General features: G+C 64.3%; 14 protein-coding genes. 3 read left to right on the top strand and 11 right to left on the bottom strand.

Annotation, left to right across the window (positions count from 1 at the left end; genetic code table 11):
* Positions 1-63: 63 nt before the first annotated feature.
* The 8 genes from JQ635_RS07865 to JQ635_RS07830 all read right to left on the bottom strand — a co-directional run bounded on the left by JQ635_RS07865 (position 64) and on the right by JQ635_RS07830 (position 7,441).
* Complete coding sequence (locus tag JQ635_RS07865; RefSeq protein ID WP_211409293.1) at positions 64-1,221, bottom strand: helix-turn-helix transcriptional regulator; 1,158 nt, start codon at positions 1,219-1,221, stop codon at positions 64-66.
* A 304-nt stretch (positions 1,222-1,525) separates the two neighbouring features.
* Complete coding sequence (locus tag JQ635_RS07860) at positions 1,526-2,038, bottom strand: hypothetical protein (protein WP_211409292.1); 513 nt, start codon at positions 2,036-2,038, stop codon at positions 1,526-1,528.
* A 98-nt stretch (positions 2,039-2,136) separates the two neighbouring features.
* The gene (locus JQ635_RS07855) at positions 2,137-2,583 is read right to left on the bottom strand and encodes a MaoC family dehydratase (RefSeq protein WP_211409291.1); all 447 of its coding nucleotides are present in this window, start codon (positions 2,581-2,583) and stop codon (positions 2,137-2,139) included.
* Positions 2,584-3,038: 455 nt separating this feature from the next.
* A complete protein-coding gene (locus JQ635_RS07850; protein WP_211409290.1) occupies positions 3,039-3,461 on the bottom strand; it encodes a hypothetical protein in 423 nt (140 codons plus the stop codon).
* 12 nt (positions 3,462-3,473) lie between these two features.
* Positions 3,474-3,695, bottom strand: coding sequence for a hypothetical protein (locus tag JQ635_RS07845; protein ID WP_211409289.1), 222 nt, complete (start codon positions 3,693-3,695; stop codon positions 3,474-3,476).
* A 157-nt stretch (positions 3,696-3,852) separates the two neighbouring features.
* Positions 3,853-4,668, bottom strand: a complete 816-nt coding sequence (locus JQ635_RS07840; protein ID WP_211409288.1) for a lytic murein transglycosylase — start codon at positions 4,666-4,668, stop codon at positions 3,853-3,855.
* A gap of 119 nt (positions 4,669-4,787) precedes the next feature.
* Complete coding sequence (locus tag JQ635_RS07835; RefSeq protein ID WP_211409453.1) at positions 4,788-5,591, bottom strand: shikimate dehydrogenase family protein; 804 nt, start codon at positions 5,589-5,591, stop codon at positions 4,788-4,790.
* Between the two features lie 5 nt (positions 5,592-5,596).
* Positions 5,597-7,441 (bottom strand): flavin-containing monooxygenase, encoded by a 1,845-nt coding sequence (locus JQ635_RS07830; protein WP_211409287.1) that lies wholly within the window; start codon positions 7,439-7,441, stop codon positions 5,597-5,599.
* A gap of 178 nt (positions 7,442-7,619) precedes the next feature.
* Between JQ635_RS07830 and JQ635_RS07825 the strand changes: the two genes are divergently transcribed.
* The 3 genes from JQ635_RS07825 (at position 7,620) to JQ635_RS07815 (ending at position 11,710) form a co-directional block, all read left to right on the top strand.
* A complete protein-coding gene (locus tag JQ635_RS07825; RefSeq protein ID WP_211409286.1) occupies positions 7,620-9,245 on the top strand; it encodes a long-chain fatty acid--CoA ligase in 1,626 nt (541 codons plus the stop codon).
* Positions 9,246-9,347: 102 nt separating this feature from the next.
* Positions 9,348-10,466, top strand: a complete 1,119-nt coding sequence (locus JQ635_RS07820; RefSeq protein ID WP_211409285.1) for a glycoside hydrolase family 172 protein — start codon at positions 9,348-9,350, stop codon at positions 10,464-10,466.
* 32 nt (positions 10,467-10,498) lie between these two features.
* A complete protein-coding gene (locus JQ635_RS07815; RefSeq protein ID WP_211409284.1) occupies positions 10,499-11,710 on the top strand; it encodes an acyl-CoA dehydrogenase family protein in 1,212 nt (403 codons plus the stop codon).
* A gap of 660 nt (positions 11,711-12,370) precedes the next feature.
* Here JQ635_RS07815 and JQ635_RS07810 read toward each other — a convergent pair.
* From JQ635_RS07810 to JQ635_RS07800, 3 genes are read right to left on the bottom strand one after another with little or no spacing between them, the layout of a single operon-like run.
* Positions 12,371-13,237: an efflux RND transporter periplasmic adaptor subunit gene (locus JQ635_RS07810; protein ID WP_211409283.1), complete on the bottom strand. Its 867-nt coding sequence runs from the start codon at positions 13,235-13,237 to the stop codon at positions 12,371-12,373.
* Positions 13,234-13,440, bottom strand: coding sequence for a DUF1656 domain-containing protein (locus tag JQ635_RS07805; RefSeq protein ID WP_211409282.1), 207 nt, complete (start codon positions 13,438-13,440; stop codon positions 13,234-13,236). Before JQ635_RS07805 ends, JQ635_RS07810 begins: the two co-directional genes overlap by 4 nt.
* Positions 13,437-15,485 (bottom strand): FUSC family protein, encoded by a 2,049-nt coding sequence (locus JQ635_RS07800; RefSeq protein WP_211409281.1) that lies wholly within the window; start codon positions 15,483-15,485, stop codon positions 13,437-13,439. Before JQ635_RS07800 ends, JQ635_RS07805 begins: the two co-directional genes overlap by 4 nt.

Here is a 15,485-nt window from a genome sequence, read left to right as displayed (position 1 = left end):
GAGGCCCTGCTCATCACAATGGATTGAGATTGCGCGTATGCGCGGTTCGCGATGTGAATTGGATCACACGGCGTCGTTGCCGTTGTCGGTTCGCCGGGCAAACGGCGCGGCGAAACCGGCGGCGATCTTGACGAGATCGGCCTGCCTGCCCGCTCCGGTCTTCTCGAACAGCCGGCCGAGATGTGTCTTCACCGTCGTCTCGGCGACGCCGAGCCTGGCCGCAATGTCGGGAACGCCGCCGATCTCGACGATAGCCATCAGCACGCGCAATTCGGACGGAGTCAGCCTGAACGCCGCGGCGATCGCATCTGGCACGAGCGACGATACCATCGACGCCCTTTGAACGAAGAGCACGGTGGCCGCCATATCGCGCGGCGCGTGGTCTTCCCGCCTCAGCGGAAAGGCATGGAGCAGATAATGCTGGCCGTCGGACGATGTCACCAGATTGGTCCGGCGGCGACGAGCTGAATGAGTTCCGGGGTCCGCGACGATTTCAAACAGGCTGCGGAATATTTTGTCGGCCTGGGTGTTGCGGGCGACAATTCTGTCGCCGACCATTGCGAAGAGATCGGCATTTGCAAAGAGCTGACGGCACGCCGCGTTGGCATGCACGACCCGCCCATCCGCGTCGATCAGGCAAATCGCCGTGCTCAGTCCGTCCAGGACATCGGCAAGATCCGCAACGGTATGCGAGCGGGCCCCGATCTGGCGGCCCATGACTCGCGATCGCTGGAGGTGAGGCGCAAGAAGCCGCATGCGCTCGCGCATCGCGTCATCGACGACTCCGCGGGACCGGTGACGCAACACCTGTAGGATCGTTGTACGCGCGTCCGATCTCTCGAGCGTGACTGCCGCAAGGTCGATCGCGCCCTGCGGCTCCAACCACTCGCTATAGAAGTTCGTCGCCACGAACTCCGGATAGGGCATGACGTCGGCCACGCCGAGCGTTCGCCCCGTAGCGAGCCCGAGGCTGCGATCGAGCAGCGGATCGAGCTCGACATATCTGTCACGATAGAGCTGGCGGAACCGGGACTCCGTGCCGAAATGCTGGTGGATCTCGATCGAAAGCCCGGCTGCGTCCCGGGACAGGATGGTCGCGGCACAGCCGCCAACGAAATCGGAGACCTGCTCCAATGCGGCGCTGCGCAGCGCGGGATTGGCCGCCGCATCGTAGATCTCGCCGACCAGCGACGAGAACCGGTTTGCCTGCAGGATCGTCATCGGATGGACGATGCGATCGGCGTGGAGCCCCCGCCGCGCGAGGGGTGAGCACGTCGGGAACTGGCGAAGGAAACGGGCCGGCCAATCGCCGCCCCGGACGATGACAAAACGCGACAGCGCGATGCTGGAATATCGAACATCGTCCTTGCGTAACGTCAACCTCAGGATGGAGCTTGGACGTTTTCGCCAAAGACTAGGATTCATGCGAACAGCGATCGGGCTGTGTCCCGATGGTCACGCGTCCGCTCGCTGCGGCCCATCGCATTGCCGCCGATCCTGGCGACCGAACACCGGCGTCGGCAAATTATTTCCGGTTCTCCTCGCAGAATTTCAGCGCCGCGAGCGCCTCGCCCGCACGCGGTATCTGCATCTCGATGCTGTCTTCGTCATCGTCCTCGAAATCGAGCGTGAGGCGCTTGGCCTTTGAGAGCCGGTCCATGATCGACTGGTCGTACTCGAAGATGCCGCGCACGGTGGTCTTGTCCATGACCTCCCATTTCGCCCTCTTCATGATGTCGGCGTCATCGGTGCCGACATCGGCGCGGAGGATCTCGCCGACCTTGTCCCATTCCCAGCCGTCATAGATCATCACGATCACGATCGCCTTGTCGGAATAGGTGATGACGATGACGTAGTCGCGGTTCTCGTCCTCCTTGTCCTTGTAGCCGCGGCTCGCATTGCAATGCGTGTCCTGGGTCCGCTTCTCGATGGTCCAGTCGCCGACCTTGGATTGTTGCGCAAGCGCAGGCCTTGCGCCCAAGGCGGCTGCGCTCAAGGCGCCCGCGAGAATTCCGGCGGCGAGAAGAGATCGTTTCATGTCGGCCTCCGGCGCGTTCCCCGCGCCGAGATGACCATCTCTGCCGGCGGCTCGCAAGGGTTTCGGGCAGCGGGCGAGGCAACCGGCCGGCGGCCGCCCTACCCCCGTCGCAGCACGATCGCGATCGGGGTGAAGGTGTAAACCTCCTCGCCGTTCTGGTTGAACATCGTCCATTTCACCAGCGCGATGCCCTGCGGCTTCGACTTCGAGGGCGTCAGGCTCATGACCTCCCCGACCAGATGCAGGCGGTCGTTGGGTCGCACCGGAATGGTCCAGCGCAGCCCGTCGACACCGGCGCCGATCAGCGGATGCGGGCCGAACGGGCGAGCCTGGATCGCGAGGTTCATGGCAATCGCGGCGGTGTGCCATCCCGAGGCTGCCAGCCCCCTGAACCGGGTCGCCTTGGCCGCCTCATGGTCGAGATGCATCGGCTGCGGATCATACTCGGCGGCGAAGCGCTTGATGTCGGCCTCGGTGACCTGAACTTCCGGGGACTTGAACCGCATTCCGATGGTGAGATCGTCGAACCACTCGACCTGCGCCATGATTTGCCTCGCAATTTGGTGCGCCGCTACCGGGAGTGCGCGGCTAAGAGGATTTAGCGAAATTGCGATGTAGCGGGTCCGCGGCGCACAAACCAGCCCTGGGTTCCCTGCGAAACCTCTTTCCCGATGCGACGAAACACCCCTGAAACAGATGGCCGGTTAAGTCGTTGTCAAAATAAATACAGGGACGGCCACCATGCAATTCCTCCTCGACCTGATCTACGACTATGCCTGCTGCCAGAACCTCGTCGCGCAGCCGCTACGGGAGGACGAGTTATGATCGAGCTGATCTCGGCCCTGCTCGCCCTTTGCAGCATCGGCATCTTTGCGGCGCATGCGCTGGATGCCTATCGCACCACGCACTACTGAGCGCTTGCTCTTCGTTTGAGCATGATCTTTTCGGAAAACCGCTGCACACTTTGCGCTAACGCGGTCCTTCGGGTCCGGATCATGCTTTAGAACGGCCGCCGGTAAAAATGCTCTGAATGCGTTGCCGGCGGAAACCTGTTGGCGAGCGCGAGCGCGGCCTTTTCATCCGTCTCGAGCGCGATCTTCTGCGCGAGCATCACGTCGCCGGGCACGAGGAAGCCTGAGGGGACGAAGCACCAGCCCATCGTCGCGTGACCGGCGTCATCGACCTCGTGGACGTTGGCGGCCGTGCCGTAGTGAATGCGATACCTCTTGCCGGTATCGCAGCCGATGACGTCGAAATACCGGTGCTGTTCGAACTGTGCACGCTGCTCCGCCGTCAGCCACTCGGCCAGAAGCCGGCGGCCCCGCGCATCGGGCGTGTTCTCGCCGAAGAAGCGCCGGTAGAGTTCGCGCAGCGCGTGCAAGCGCGCACGCGCAGGCGCGCGGAACCACAGTGCCGCGAACATGAGCAGCTCAGATCAACCGCCGACCAGGCGAGGATAGAACAGGGTTTCCTGCGCGGTCGGATCGAACGACTTGATACGGGTGACTTCGCCGGGTCCGGTTCTGTAGGCGGCGGTGAAGCCGGCTCCGGTCAGCTCCCGAAAGCGCTGCTCAGCTCGCGCCAGCGCTTCGGCATTGCCAGGATCAAACTCGTGGCGGGTGTCGCCAGTCTGGTCCATCACGATCTGGGTTGCCATAGTTGAGTCTCCTCATGCCCAGCCCTGAATCGATCAAAGCAAACCTCATGCCGTCGGTTCCCGAAGGCAACAACTTTCTCGCACCAACGCATCACGCCTTGCTGAGCAAGAGCGTTTTTCGAGCGAAGTGGACGCCGGTTCGCGTGACGGGCTCTCGTCAGCGCGAGGCCGCCGCCCCTCCCCCCTCGTCGATCTGCCGGCCCATCAGCGCGATTGCCTTCTGATAGACGCCGGCGGCATTCCAGGCCTCGATGGCCGCGAAATTCGGTTCGCCCGGCTGGTAACCGGCTCCCGCACGCCAGCCGTGGGCCTTGAGGAAATTGGCGGTCGAGTTCAGCGCATTGGCGGCGACCTCGAGATTGCCGGTGCCATAGGCCAGGATGTTCTTGGGCATGAACTGGGTCTGGCCGACCTCGCCATGCATGGAGCCGCGGGTCGATCCCGACAGGGTGCCGCGGTCGATCAGCTTCAGCGCGGCGTAGAGCTGGTCGGTGAAGAATTCGGGACGGCGGCAGTCATAGGCGAGCGTCGCAATCGAGGAGAGCATGTTCTGGTTGCCACGCTGGCTGCCGAAGCCGGTCTCCATGCCCCAGATCGCGATCAGCGGCCCCGGCGGGACGCCGTAGCGCTGCTGGATCGAGGCGAACAAGGCGGCCTGGGACTGCTTGAGCTGCCGCCCCTTGGCGACGATGGTGGTGGCGCCGCGCTTGGCGAGGAACTGGTCGAGCGACAGCGAGAAGCTGCGCTGGCCGCGGTCGGCCGCGATGGTCGCGCTGGCGTAGTTGGCTTGCATCAGGGCGCCGATCGCGGTCGGGCCGATGCCTTTGCCCTGCGCCTCCGCGCTGAACTCGCGCTTCCAGGCCTCGAAGCCGGCCGGCGAGCTGCCGCATTGCGCGGCCTCGGCCGAAGGCAGGGAGAGTAGCAGCGCGGTCGCGCCAATCACCGCCGTTGCGACTGTCCTGCCCTTGATCATTGCGCATTCCTCTTGCTGGTGCGCGACCGGCTCGCGCAAGCGCATGATCCTACGCCCGTTGCGATCGCTCAAGTCCCGATGGCTACAATCAATACAAGCAAAGCCCTTGACACCAGCGGTCACGCCTCGTCCGTTCCCAGCAGGAAATCCACCATGATGCTCTGGTGCTGCTGGTACATGTCCGTGCCGGTCCCGGTCACGCAACCGATCCTGCGGGCGGCTGCGATGAACGGCGAAACCTCGGGCTTTGTGATGACGCAGCCGCAATAGGCTGATGGCGCAAGCCGCGCCACATCGACCGGCAGCGGATCGCCATCCTTCATCCCTGCGGGCGTCGCATTGGCGACAAAATCGAAGCCGGCCGGATCCGCCGAGCCGATCCGCACCGACGCCTTGCCCAGTCTGTCGAGCTGGCCGACCAGTGTGTCGCGCCGCTCAGTCGCGCTGTCGTGGATCGCAAGCTCGCGGACGCCGGCCTCGACCAGCTCAAGGGCAATCGCCGAGCCCGCACCGCCGGCACCGACGAGCAGCGCCCGCATGCCCGCAGGGTTGATCCCTTTCGCCCGCGCCGCGCCGACGAAGCCGAGGCCGTCCACCATGTCGCCGTGCCATGCGCCGTCGGGACGCCGGCGCATCAGGTTCACGGTCCGCAGGAAATGCGCGCGCGCCGTCGCGCTCGCGCAGGCCTGGTAGCAGGCGAATTTGTGCGGGATGGTCACGACAATGCCGTCGAGGTTCTTCAGTCGCGTTGCCACCGAGAGGAAGTCGGGCAAATCTACCGGCGCCACCTGGACCGGCACGAGAATGCCGTCGTGCCCGCGCGCGGCGAAGGCGGCCGACACCCCCGCCGGCGAGCGCACCTGTGCGATGGGGTCGCCGACGATGACGTGGAGCCGCGTGGCACCTTTCGGAGCCGGGATCATGTCGCTCAAGCCCGGGCCTCCGCGTCGGTCCCGCAGGTCAACTCCAATCCGTCCAGATTGCCCTCCTTGCGCCATCTGTCGAGCATCCGCAGGAACGCCACCGGCCCGCGCCAGTACTGGCTGTTTCTAGCCGCGATAGGATCGAACACGCCTTCATTGTTGTAATAGCCGGGCGTGCACTCGGCGAGATAGGTCTGGCGGCCGATCGCGGCCTTGACGACCTCCTCGACCCAGGCGTTTTCGGCGGCGAGCGTCGGCTCCAGCGTGCTGGCGCCACGCTTGCGCGCCTGATCGATGACATAGGCGATGTGCTGCGACTGCTCGTCGATGATGTGCGGGAAGTTCGCGCTCTGGCCGGCCTGCACCGTGACGATCAGGAAGCAGTTCGGAAAGCCGCGGCTGTAGAATCCGTGCATCGTCTTGACGCCGTCGCGCCAGCGCTCGGACAGGCTGATGCCGTCGCGGCCATAGACCTCGAAGCCCATGCGGCGCGCGTAATCGGTGCCGACCTCGAAACCGCTGGCGTAGATCAGGCCGTCGAGCTCGTAGGCCTTGCCGTCGACGACGACGGCATTCTCCGTGATGCGCTCGACGCCCTGCCCTTTGGTGTCGACGAGATGCACGTTGGATTGATTAAAAGTGTCGAGATATTCGTCGTGGAAGCATGGCCGCTTGCAGAATGCCTTGTACCAGGGTTTTAGCGCCGCCGCGGCTGCTTCGTCCTTCACCACGGCGTCCACGCGGGCGCGGATCTCTTCCATCTTGCGGTAGTCGGCCTGCTCGATGACCTTCAGCGCCTCCTCCATCGAGGTCACTGGCTGCGGCTGCCGGCGCGGCGCCAGCAGGATCTCGCCGAGGAGGCCGGTCCAGCCGTCCTGCACCAGATCCTGCTCGAAGGGCTCGCCCGAGATCACGGCGGTGAAATTATCCATGCGCTCGCGCTGCCAGCCGGGCTTGAGGTTTTGCGCCCAGGCTTGATCCGTCGGCCGGTCGTCGCGCACGCCGATCGCCGAGGGCGTGCGCTGAAAGACATAGAGCTCCTTCGCGGAGCGGCCGAGATGCGGCACGCATTGCACGGCGGTGGCCCCGGTGCCGATGATGCCGACGCGCTTGCCGGCAAGGCCCGTGAGATCACCCTCAGCGGTGCCGCCGGTGTAGGCGTAGTCCCAGCGGCTGGTGTGGAAGCTGTGGCCCCTAAACGTCTCGATGCCGGGAATGCCCGGCAGCTTCGGCCGGCTCAGCGGGCCACCGGCCAGAATGACAAAGCGCGCGCGGATCTGGTCGCCGCGATCGGTCTCGACCAGCCAGCGTGCCTCCTGCTCCTGCCATTCCATGCGCGAGATGACCGTCTGAAACAGCGCGCGCTCATAAAGCGAGAAGTGACGGCCGATGCGGCGCGAGTGCTCGTAGATTTCCGGCGCCCGCGCATACTTTCGCACCGGCATGTAGCCGGTCTCTTCCAGCAGCGGCAGATAGATGTAGCTCTCGGTATCGCAGGCAGCTCCAGGGTAGCGATTCCAGTACCAGGTACCGCCGAAATCAGCGGCCTTTTCCACGATACGAAAATCTCTGATTTCGGCTTCGCGCAGGCGGGCACCACAAAGCAGCCCGCCGAAGCCGCCGCCAACGATCAACACCTCAGTCTGTTCGCTGAGAGGCTCGCGCACAAAGCCGGGATCGGCCCAGGGATCGTCGAGATAGCGGCCGAATTCGCCCGTGAGCTCGACATACTGCGCCTTGCCGTCGGCGCGCAGACGGCGGTCGCGCTCGTCGCGATAGCGCGCACGGAGTGCGGAAACATCGAGCGTAGATGCGCCGGCTGTGCCGGTCTTGTGTCTTTCCGCTGACATTCATTTCCTCCACGGCGGACGCTGCTTCGCCGGCAGCTGTACTCACGTTAGCCCTGAAAAAGTGACGCACGCAATCACGTCCGCTGTTTTTTGCGTGAACGCCGCGTGACGTTCCGGTAACCTCGCGCGCAAATCACAAGCCTACGCCACGCAACGACGTGGCAATCCGGAGGAGACAATGCAGGGATTGATGATGGACATGCCGCTCCTGATCAGCGGCCTGATCCAGTATGCCGCCGACTATCACGGCGAAGCCGAAATCGTCGCTCGCGAGATCGAGGGCGACATCCATCGCTATACTTATGCCGACGCGCATCCGCGCATCAAGCGCATGGCGCTGGCGCTCAAGCGGCTCGGGATGACGCAAGGCGACCGCGTCGGCACGCTGGCCTGGAATACCCACCGGCATTTCGAGATGTTCTATGCGGCCCCCGGCATGGGCTACGTGCTGCACACCGTCAATCCCAGGCTCTTTCCCGAGCAGCTCGTCTACATCATCAACCACGCCGAAGACCGCCTGCTGTTCATCGACCGGGCCACGCTGCCGATCGTGGAAGCGATCGCGTCGCAGCTCAAGACGGTCGAAGCCTTTGTCGTGATGTCCTCGCGCGAGCGGATGCCGGAAACGAAGCTCGCCAACGTGCATTGCTACGAGGAATTACTGGAGAAGGAGAAAGACGCCGGCTTCACCTGGCCGGAGTTCGACGAAAAATCCGCTTCCACCATCTGCTACACCTCGGGCACGACCGGCAATCCCAAGGGCGTGATCTATTCGCACCGCGCCGCGATCCTGCAGACCATGACCTGCTGCAATTTCGACTTCCTGCCGGGCCATGTCGAAGGCGTGCGCGAGGTGATGATGCCGATGGCGCCGCTATTCCACGGCAATGGCTGGAACATGCCGTTCACCGCGCCCTACACCGGCTCCAAGCTGGTGCTGCCCGGCCGCAACTACGAGCCCGACAAGCTCTATGAATTGCTCGAAGGCGAGAAGGTGACGCTGTCGGCGGGCGTGCCGAGCTTCTGGCTGATCCTGCTCGACTGGCTGGGGCGGACCGGCAACAGATTCTCGACGTTGCGCGCGACGTTGTCGTCGGGCTCCGCCCCGCCGCGCGCCATGGTCGAGAAGCTCAAGCGCGAGTACAATGTCGACTATATCCAGGCTTGGGGCATGACCGAGGCGCTGGGGTGCTCGATGCCGGGCCTGCGGCCGGGCTCGGAGCACCTCAGCGACAAGGAGAAGTTCGACCGCCGGCAGGTCTCCGGCCGCGCCTGTTTCGGCACGAGCTTACGCATCGTCGACGATGCCGGCAATGAGCTGCCGCGCGACGGCAAGACGGTCGGCCATTTGCGCGCCCGCGGACCGTGGGTCGCCTCCGGCTACATGAAGTTGGAGGAAGGCCTCGACCGCGACGGCTGGCTGATCACCGGCGACATGGCCGTGATCGACAGCCAAGGCCACGTCACCCTCACCGACCGCTCCAAGGACGTGATCAAGTCCGGCGGAGAATGGATCTCCTCGATCCAGCTCGAGGATATCGCCTTGTCGCATCCCGACGTGCTGCAAGCCGCCGTCGTCGCCATCGCGCATGAGAAATGGCAGGAGCGCCCCCTGCTCCTCGTCGTGCGCAAGAAGGGCGCGACCGTCGACGGCAAGACGCTGCTCGAGCACATGCGACCCAAGATCGCGAGCTGGTGGCTGCCCGACGCCGTCGAATTCCTCGACGAATTCCCAATGACCGGCACCGGCAAGGTGCTGAAATCGGCGCTGCGCGAGAGATTTAGGGAGTATCGCATCGCATGACGGCACCTGATCGCATGCGGACAATTCTGCGCGCGGTCTTCATGTTTTGGTCAATTCGGGAGCGATATATCGAGGCCTCGCTCACCTTGGATCGAGGACATCATGACGTTTTCCGGATTGGGCATGCATCTCGGCAATCTGTCGCGCCTGTCGAATGCGCTGACGCGCTCCATCAGCCCGGAGAATTTCACCGGCGAAAAGGGCAAGGGCGGCATGTCGATCGACGGCCCCGCCGCGCGTCAGGCCCGCGATCTCGGCCAGGGCTGGAAGGTCTCTCCTTATGTCGTGATCGAGCCCGGCGCGACGTTCACGCTCGCCGACATCGAGGGCCAGGGCGCGATCCAGCAGATCTGGATGACGCTGGCGCGCGGACGCCTGCGCCACTCGATCCTGCGCGTCTACTGGGACGATCAGGCACAGCCGAGCGTGGAATGTCCGGCCGGCGATTTCTTCGCCTGTGGGTGGGAGGAATTCGCGCAGGTCTCCTCACTGGCGGTCTGCGTCAATCCGGGCCGCGCCTTCAACTGCTACTGGGAAATGCCGTTCCGCAAGCGCGCGCGCTTCACGCTGGAGAACCGCAGCGAGGAAGCGCTCACCATCTACTACCAGATCAACTACACGCTGACCGACGTGCCGGAAGACTGCGCCTATTTCCATGCGCAATTCCGCCGCACCAACCCGCTGCCTTACAAGGAGGTCTACACCATCCTCGATGGTGTCAAAGGCGCCGGCCATTATGTCGGCACTTACATGGCCTGGGGCGTCCACAACAACGGCTGGTGGGGCGAGGGCGAGATCAAGTTCTTCATCGACGGCGACGGCGCATTCCCGACCATTTGCGGCACCGGCACCGAGGACTATTTCTGCGGCGCCTACAATTTCGATCCCCATGTCGCCCATGCCGGCGAGGCCCCGTTTCAGCAATCGCGCTATCAGGAATTCACCACGCCCTATGCCGGCCTGCCGCAGGTGATCCGCCCCGACGGCGTTTACCGATCGCAGCAGCGCTTTGGCCTCTATCGCTGGCACATCCCCGATCCCGTGCGCTTCCGGAGCGATCTGCGCGTGACCATCCAGGCGCTGGGCTGGCTGCCCGGCGCGAAAGACGGAAAATATCTTCCATTGCAGGACGACATCGCCTCGGTCGCGTTCTGGTACCAGACGCTGCCGACGGCACCCTTCCCGACACTGCCCGGGCCGGACTATCTCGAAATCGCATAGGCCCGGCCGCTCTTCGATCAAGGAGACCAGAGATGCTCTACCCGATGTCGCCCAAAGTCGTCGAGCTCAAGCGCAAGCTCGAAAGTTTCATGGACCGGCACATCTATCCGAACGAGGAACGCTTCTATCGCGAGGCGGAGGAGCTCGGACCGTGGAAAGTCTATCCCGTCGTCGAGGAGCTGAAGCCGCTGGCACGCGCTGAAGGTCTCTGGAATCTGTTCCTCCCGGAGTCGAGCCACGGCGCGGGCCTGACCAATCTCGAATATGCCCCGCTCTGCGAGGTCATGGGCCGCTCGCACCTTGCCCCCGAAGTGTTCAACTGCTCGGCGCCCGACACCGGCAACATGGAGGTGCTGGAGCGCTACGGTTCGGAGAAGGACAAGGAGCGCTGGCTGAAGCCGCTGCTCGCGGGCGAAATCCGCTCCTGCTTCGCCATGACCGAGCCGGCGGTGGCCTCATCCGATGCGACCAACATCGAAAGCTCGATCGTGCGCGACGGCGATCATTACGTCATCAACGGCCGCAAATGGTACACGACCAACGCCACCGATCCGCGCTGCAAGATCTGCATCTTCATGGGCAAGACCGATCCTGACAATCCGGATCGCCACAAGCAGCAATCCATGATCCTGGTGCCGATGGACGCGGCGGGCATCGAGGTGAAACGGCCCCTGCCCGTGTTCGGCTTCTACGGCGTACCGGATCGCGCCTCGGAGGTCGTCTTCACCAATGTGCGGGTGCCGAAGGAAAACATGCTGCTCGGCGAAGGCCGCGGCTTCGAGATCGCACAGGGCCGCCTCGGCCCGGGCCGCATCCACCATTGCATGCGGCTGATCGGCCTTGCCGAACGCACGCTGGAAAAGATGTGCCGCCGCGTCCGCAGCCGCATCGCCTTCGGCAAGCCGGTCTCCGAGCAGACGGTGACGCAGGAGCGCATCGCGGAAGCCCGCATCATGATCGAGCAGGCGCGCCTGCTGACGCTGAACGCCGCTTATGCCATGGACACGGTCGGCAACAAGGTCGCGAAAAGCGAGATCGCGATGATCAAGGTCGCCGTGCCCAACATGGCCTGCCAGATCATCGACTGGGCGATCCAGGCCCATGGCGGCGGCGGCACCTCGAACGATTTCGGTTTGACGCAGGCTTATGCGACGGCACGTTTGCTGCGCCTTGCCGACGGACCGGACGAGGTGCACCGGAACCAGATCGCGCGGTTCGAGCTGAAGAAATATTCGAATGTCTAAGCCGACGCTGGCGCGTCAGTACTGGAGACTGCGCAAGGGGATCGGCGTCTAGTCGAAGCTTGGCGGCTCCTGGAAGGGCGCAGATACGTTCTGATTCGAAATCGCTTCGAGCATCGCTCCGAAAATGATGAACGGCAGATAGAACGCAAGCATGATCGTATTCCTCCTGATGTGACAACCTTGGCCCGCAGGGCCAGGTTCCTCAAATTGACGCTCGCCCGCCTCGGAACATTTTCGGCGCTTACCAAGCTACCGACGAAACCGAGTCACAGGCCGTATCAAGAGCGCATCGCGTCAACCGCATGGGCGATCAGAACGACTGCGCTTGCGGCAATGAGAAACACTAACAACCAGCTCACGTCCGCCTCCGATCCCGGAAGTGAACGCGTTCATCCATGCACAGTCAAAAACCATCGGTCTGGAACCGCTATTCCGCGGCTCGCTGATGCTTCGCGGCAACAATTGCATCTGCTATCGGCGCTATCGGCAGAACGCCAAGAGGAGCAACGCGCCGACAACGCATGCTGCTAGGACTAAAAACCAAACGCCCATACAGTCCCCCGACTCAACACAGGCGAGTCAGGATTAGCCTTGCGATTTGGCTTTGAAACGTCTGTCGCCGGTTTTCCCCAGGCCAAGCGCAATCATCTGCTTGCTGCGTTAGTCCAATACCTCCACCGTCGCTGAGCGGCCGGCGACCAGCGACACGTTACCCGGAACATTATCCAGCGCGATCCGTACCGGCACACGTTGCGCGAGCCGGACCCAGCTGAAAGTCGGGTTGACGTTCGCGAGCATGCTGGCGCCTTCGGCGCGGTCGCGGTCCTCGATGCCGGCGGCGATGCTCTCGACACGGCCTGAGAGCGTGGTCTTCTCGCCCATCAAGCGCACCTGCACCTTGTCGCCGACGCGGATGCGCGCGAGCTTCGTCTCCTCGAAATAGCCTTCCACATGCAGCGTGTCGGTGTCGACCAGTGCCATCACGCCCTTCCCGGCCGTGACGTAGGCGCCGGGACGCAAATCCATGTTGGTGATCACGCCGTTCACGGAGGCATGAACCTCGCTGCGGTCGAGGTTGAGCTGCGCCACCGCGCGGTCGGCGACGGCCGCATCGAAGGCCGCCTTGGCCTGGAGCTGGGTGGCGAGCACCTGCTCCTGCTTCTGCTGCGACACCGCGTCGGTCGTGAGCGTGCTGTAGCGCTTCAGATCGGCATTGGCCTGGTCGAGCGTCGCCTGATGACCGGCGACCGACGCATCGGCCTGCCGCAGCGCCAGGGCAAAGCGCTCGCGGTCGATCCGGAATAACACGTCGCCGCGACGGACCTTCTGGTTATCCCTAACCAACACCTCCGTGACGAAACCGGAGACATCGGGCGCGACCTGCACCACATCGGCGCGCACGCGGCCGTCACGGGTCCAGGGCGATTCCATGTAATAGACCCAGAGCTCGCGTCCGACGACGAGCGCAAGCACGACGGCTATGACGGTCAGCGCGATGCGGCCGAGCCAGACAAGATTCCCCTTCATGTGAGGTACTCCGAGAGATAGACGACGCCGCCGAGAAGGCAGACGAAAATTGCGAAATCGAACAGCGCGCGGTGCCAGACAAGCCGGTAGAGGTCGAAGCGCTGCATCAGCCGGCGGAGAAGCGCGCTGAGGACATAGGCGACGATGATCCAGAGCAGCAGTGCTGGCACCAGCACGCCGTAGATGTCGATCACATATCTCATGCCGCAACACTCTCTGCGCGCGGCCGGTAGGCCGGCGCGTCCGGAAACAGGCCGCGGCGGATGCCGACGAGGCCGATCAGGGCGTCCTCGCGCGCGCTGTCATTGGGATCCTTCACCGCCTGGGCCAACGCCCGGTCGACGCTCGTCAGCAGCTCGCTCGGCATTCCATTCCCCGTATAGCTGCGGCAGGCCATCGCGAGCTGATCGAGCATGTCGTCGATGACGGCAATGGTGGATGCCGCAAGCCCGTAGCGGGCGCGGCGCAGGTCGATGATGTTGATGCCGATGCGGAGCTGGGCCAGACTGTCGGCGTCGCGGCGGTCGCTCTCCGAGAGAAACGCGATACGCTGCACCAGGAGCCCAAGCCGGTGCAGCATGAGGCCGGCGAACTCCGCGCGGTCGCGCTTGCCGCGGCGTTCGGCGGCGACCGCGAGCGTCTTCCAGTTCGACAGCACCAGGCGGTTGGCGATCCATTCGGCACCCACCCCGCGCGCGATCCGCGTCACCAGCTCGGCGATGACGACGCCGACGAAGAAGGCGACGGCGGAGTTGGCAAAGGCCGCAAAATCCGCGCTGTAGGTCGATTGCAGCGCCAGCAGCGTCGCGGTGTTCGCCGCGAGCGCCATGCCGGTGCCCGCCGTCGCTGGCCGGCTGATCAGGAAGCCATAGAGCAGGAAGGTCGGCGCCAGCGCGACGATCAGAACCTCGATATGGGAGATCGCGGGCACCAGCGCGAACAAATAGACCGCGACCACCACGATGGCGACCAGCGACCACAAGCCGAAGCTGCGGATGAAACGCGCGGGCTCGTCCTGCGCGGCAAAGAATGAACAGGCGACCGCGGCCATCATCGGCGCCGATGCACCGTCCGGCCAACCGGTGCCGATCCAGAACGCGCAGCTGATCAAGATGGCAATGGCGGCACCGGCCGCCGACCACAGCGCAAGGCCGCGATCCCGGTGGCGCACGGGCGCGGCGCCGGCCTCGGAATGGAACGCAAGGTCGACGGTTGAAACGTTGCTGTTCTCGGCGATCGCCTCGGTCAGCTCGCGGCAGTCGCGCGAGAGGTCGACGAGCTCGCGCAGCCGCAACAGCAGACTTGTGGTGATGATCCGCTCCCAGTCGGCGCTGTCGTCGAGCACCGCCTGCTGCTCCGCGATCGCGGCGCGGATCCGCTCGGCCGGCTGCCGCGCGCTGACGTCGCTCACGACCCATTGCGCGAGGTCTTCCAGCAGCCGCTTCAGCTCGGGCTGCCGGCGCAAGCCGTCCTCGCCCAGCGCCGCCAGCCGGTCCTCGAGCGAGGCGATCACCGGCAGCAGCGTCAACATCCGGAGCCGGATTTCACTGAGGCCATTGACGGCATTGCGATCCGTCAGCCGGTCATAGGCAAGATGGGTGGAGAGCGTGTCGATCTCGACGATATCGGTCGCGAGCTTGAGGCGCTTGCCGCGGCGGGTCTCATTGGTGCCCTCGCGCAGCAGCACGACCTGGCTGAGACGGCGCGCGTCCGATAGCCAGGTGTCGACGCGATGGGCGACCGCAGGCGCGACACTGCGGGGAAACACGATGGTCGAGACCAGGCTGGCACAGATGATGCCGAGCGAGATTTCCTCGAGCCTTGCCACTGCGGTATCGAAGATGGCACCGGGCTCGGAGACCGCCGGGAAACCGATCAACGCCACCGTGTACCCCGCCAGCATGAAGACATAGCTGCGCGGCGTGCCGTCGAGCAGCGATAGATAGAGACAAAGCCCGACCCACAGCGCGATGGCGAGGCAGAGCAGTTCCGGTGCGTCGATCAGGTTCGGCACCAGCGCCACCGTCATGACGGCGCCGACCAGCGTGCCCATCACGCGGAAGAACGCTTTCGAGCTGGTTGCCCCCGCCAGCGGTTGCGAGGTGATATAGACGGTCGCCATCGCCCAATAAGGCCGCGGCAGGTCCATCGCGAGCGCGATGACGAGCGCCAGCATCGACGCGGCGAACGTCTTCAAAGCAAAAATGAGGTCCGCGTGGCGGACCAGGAACGGCTCATCTGCGCGCAT

This window comes from Bradyrhizobium iriomotense (genome assembly GCF_018130765.1).
GTDB lineage: Bacteria > Pseudomonadota > Alphaproteobacteria > Rhizobiales > Xanthobacteraceae > Bradyrhizobium > Bradyrhizobium iriomotense_A.
This window is presented reverse-complemented; position numbering and strand designations above follow the sequence as displayed.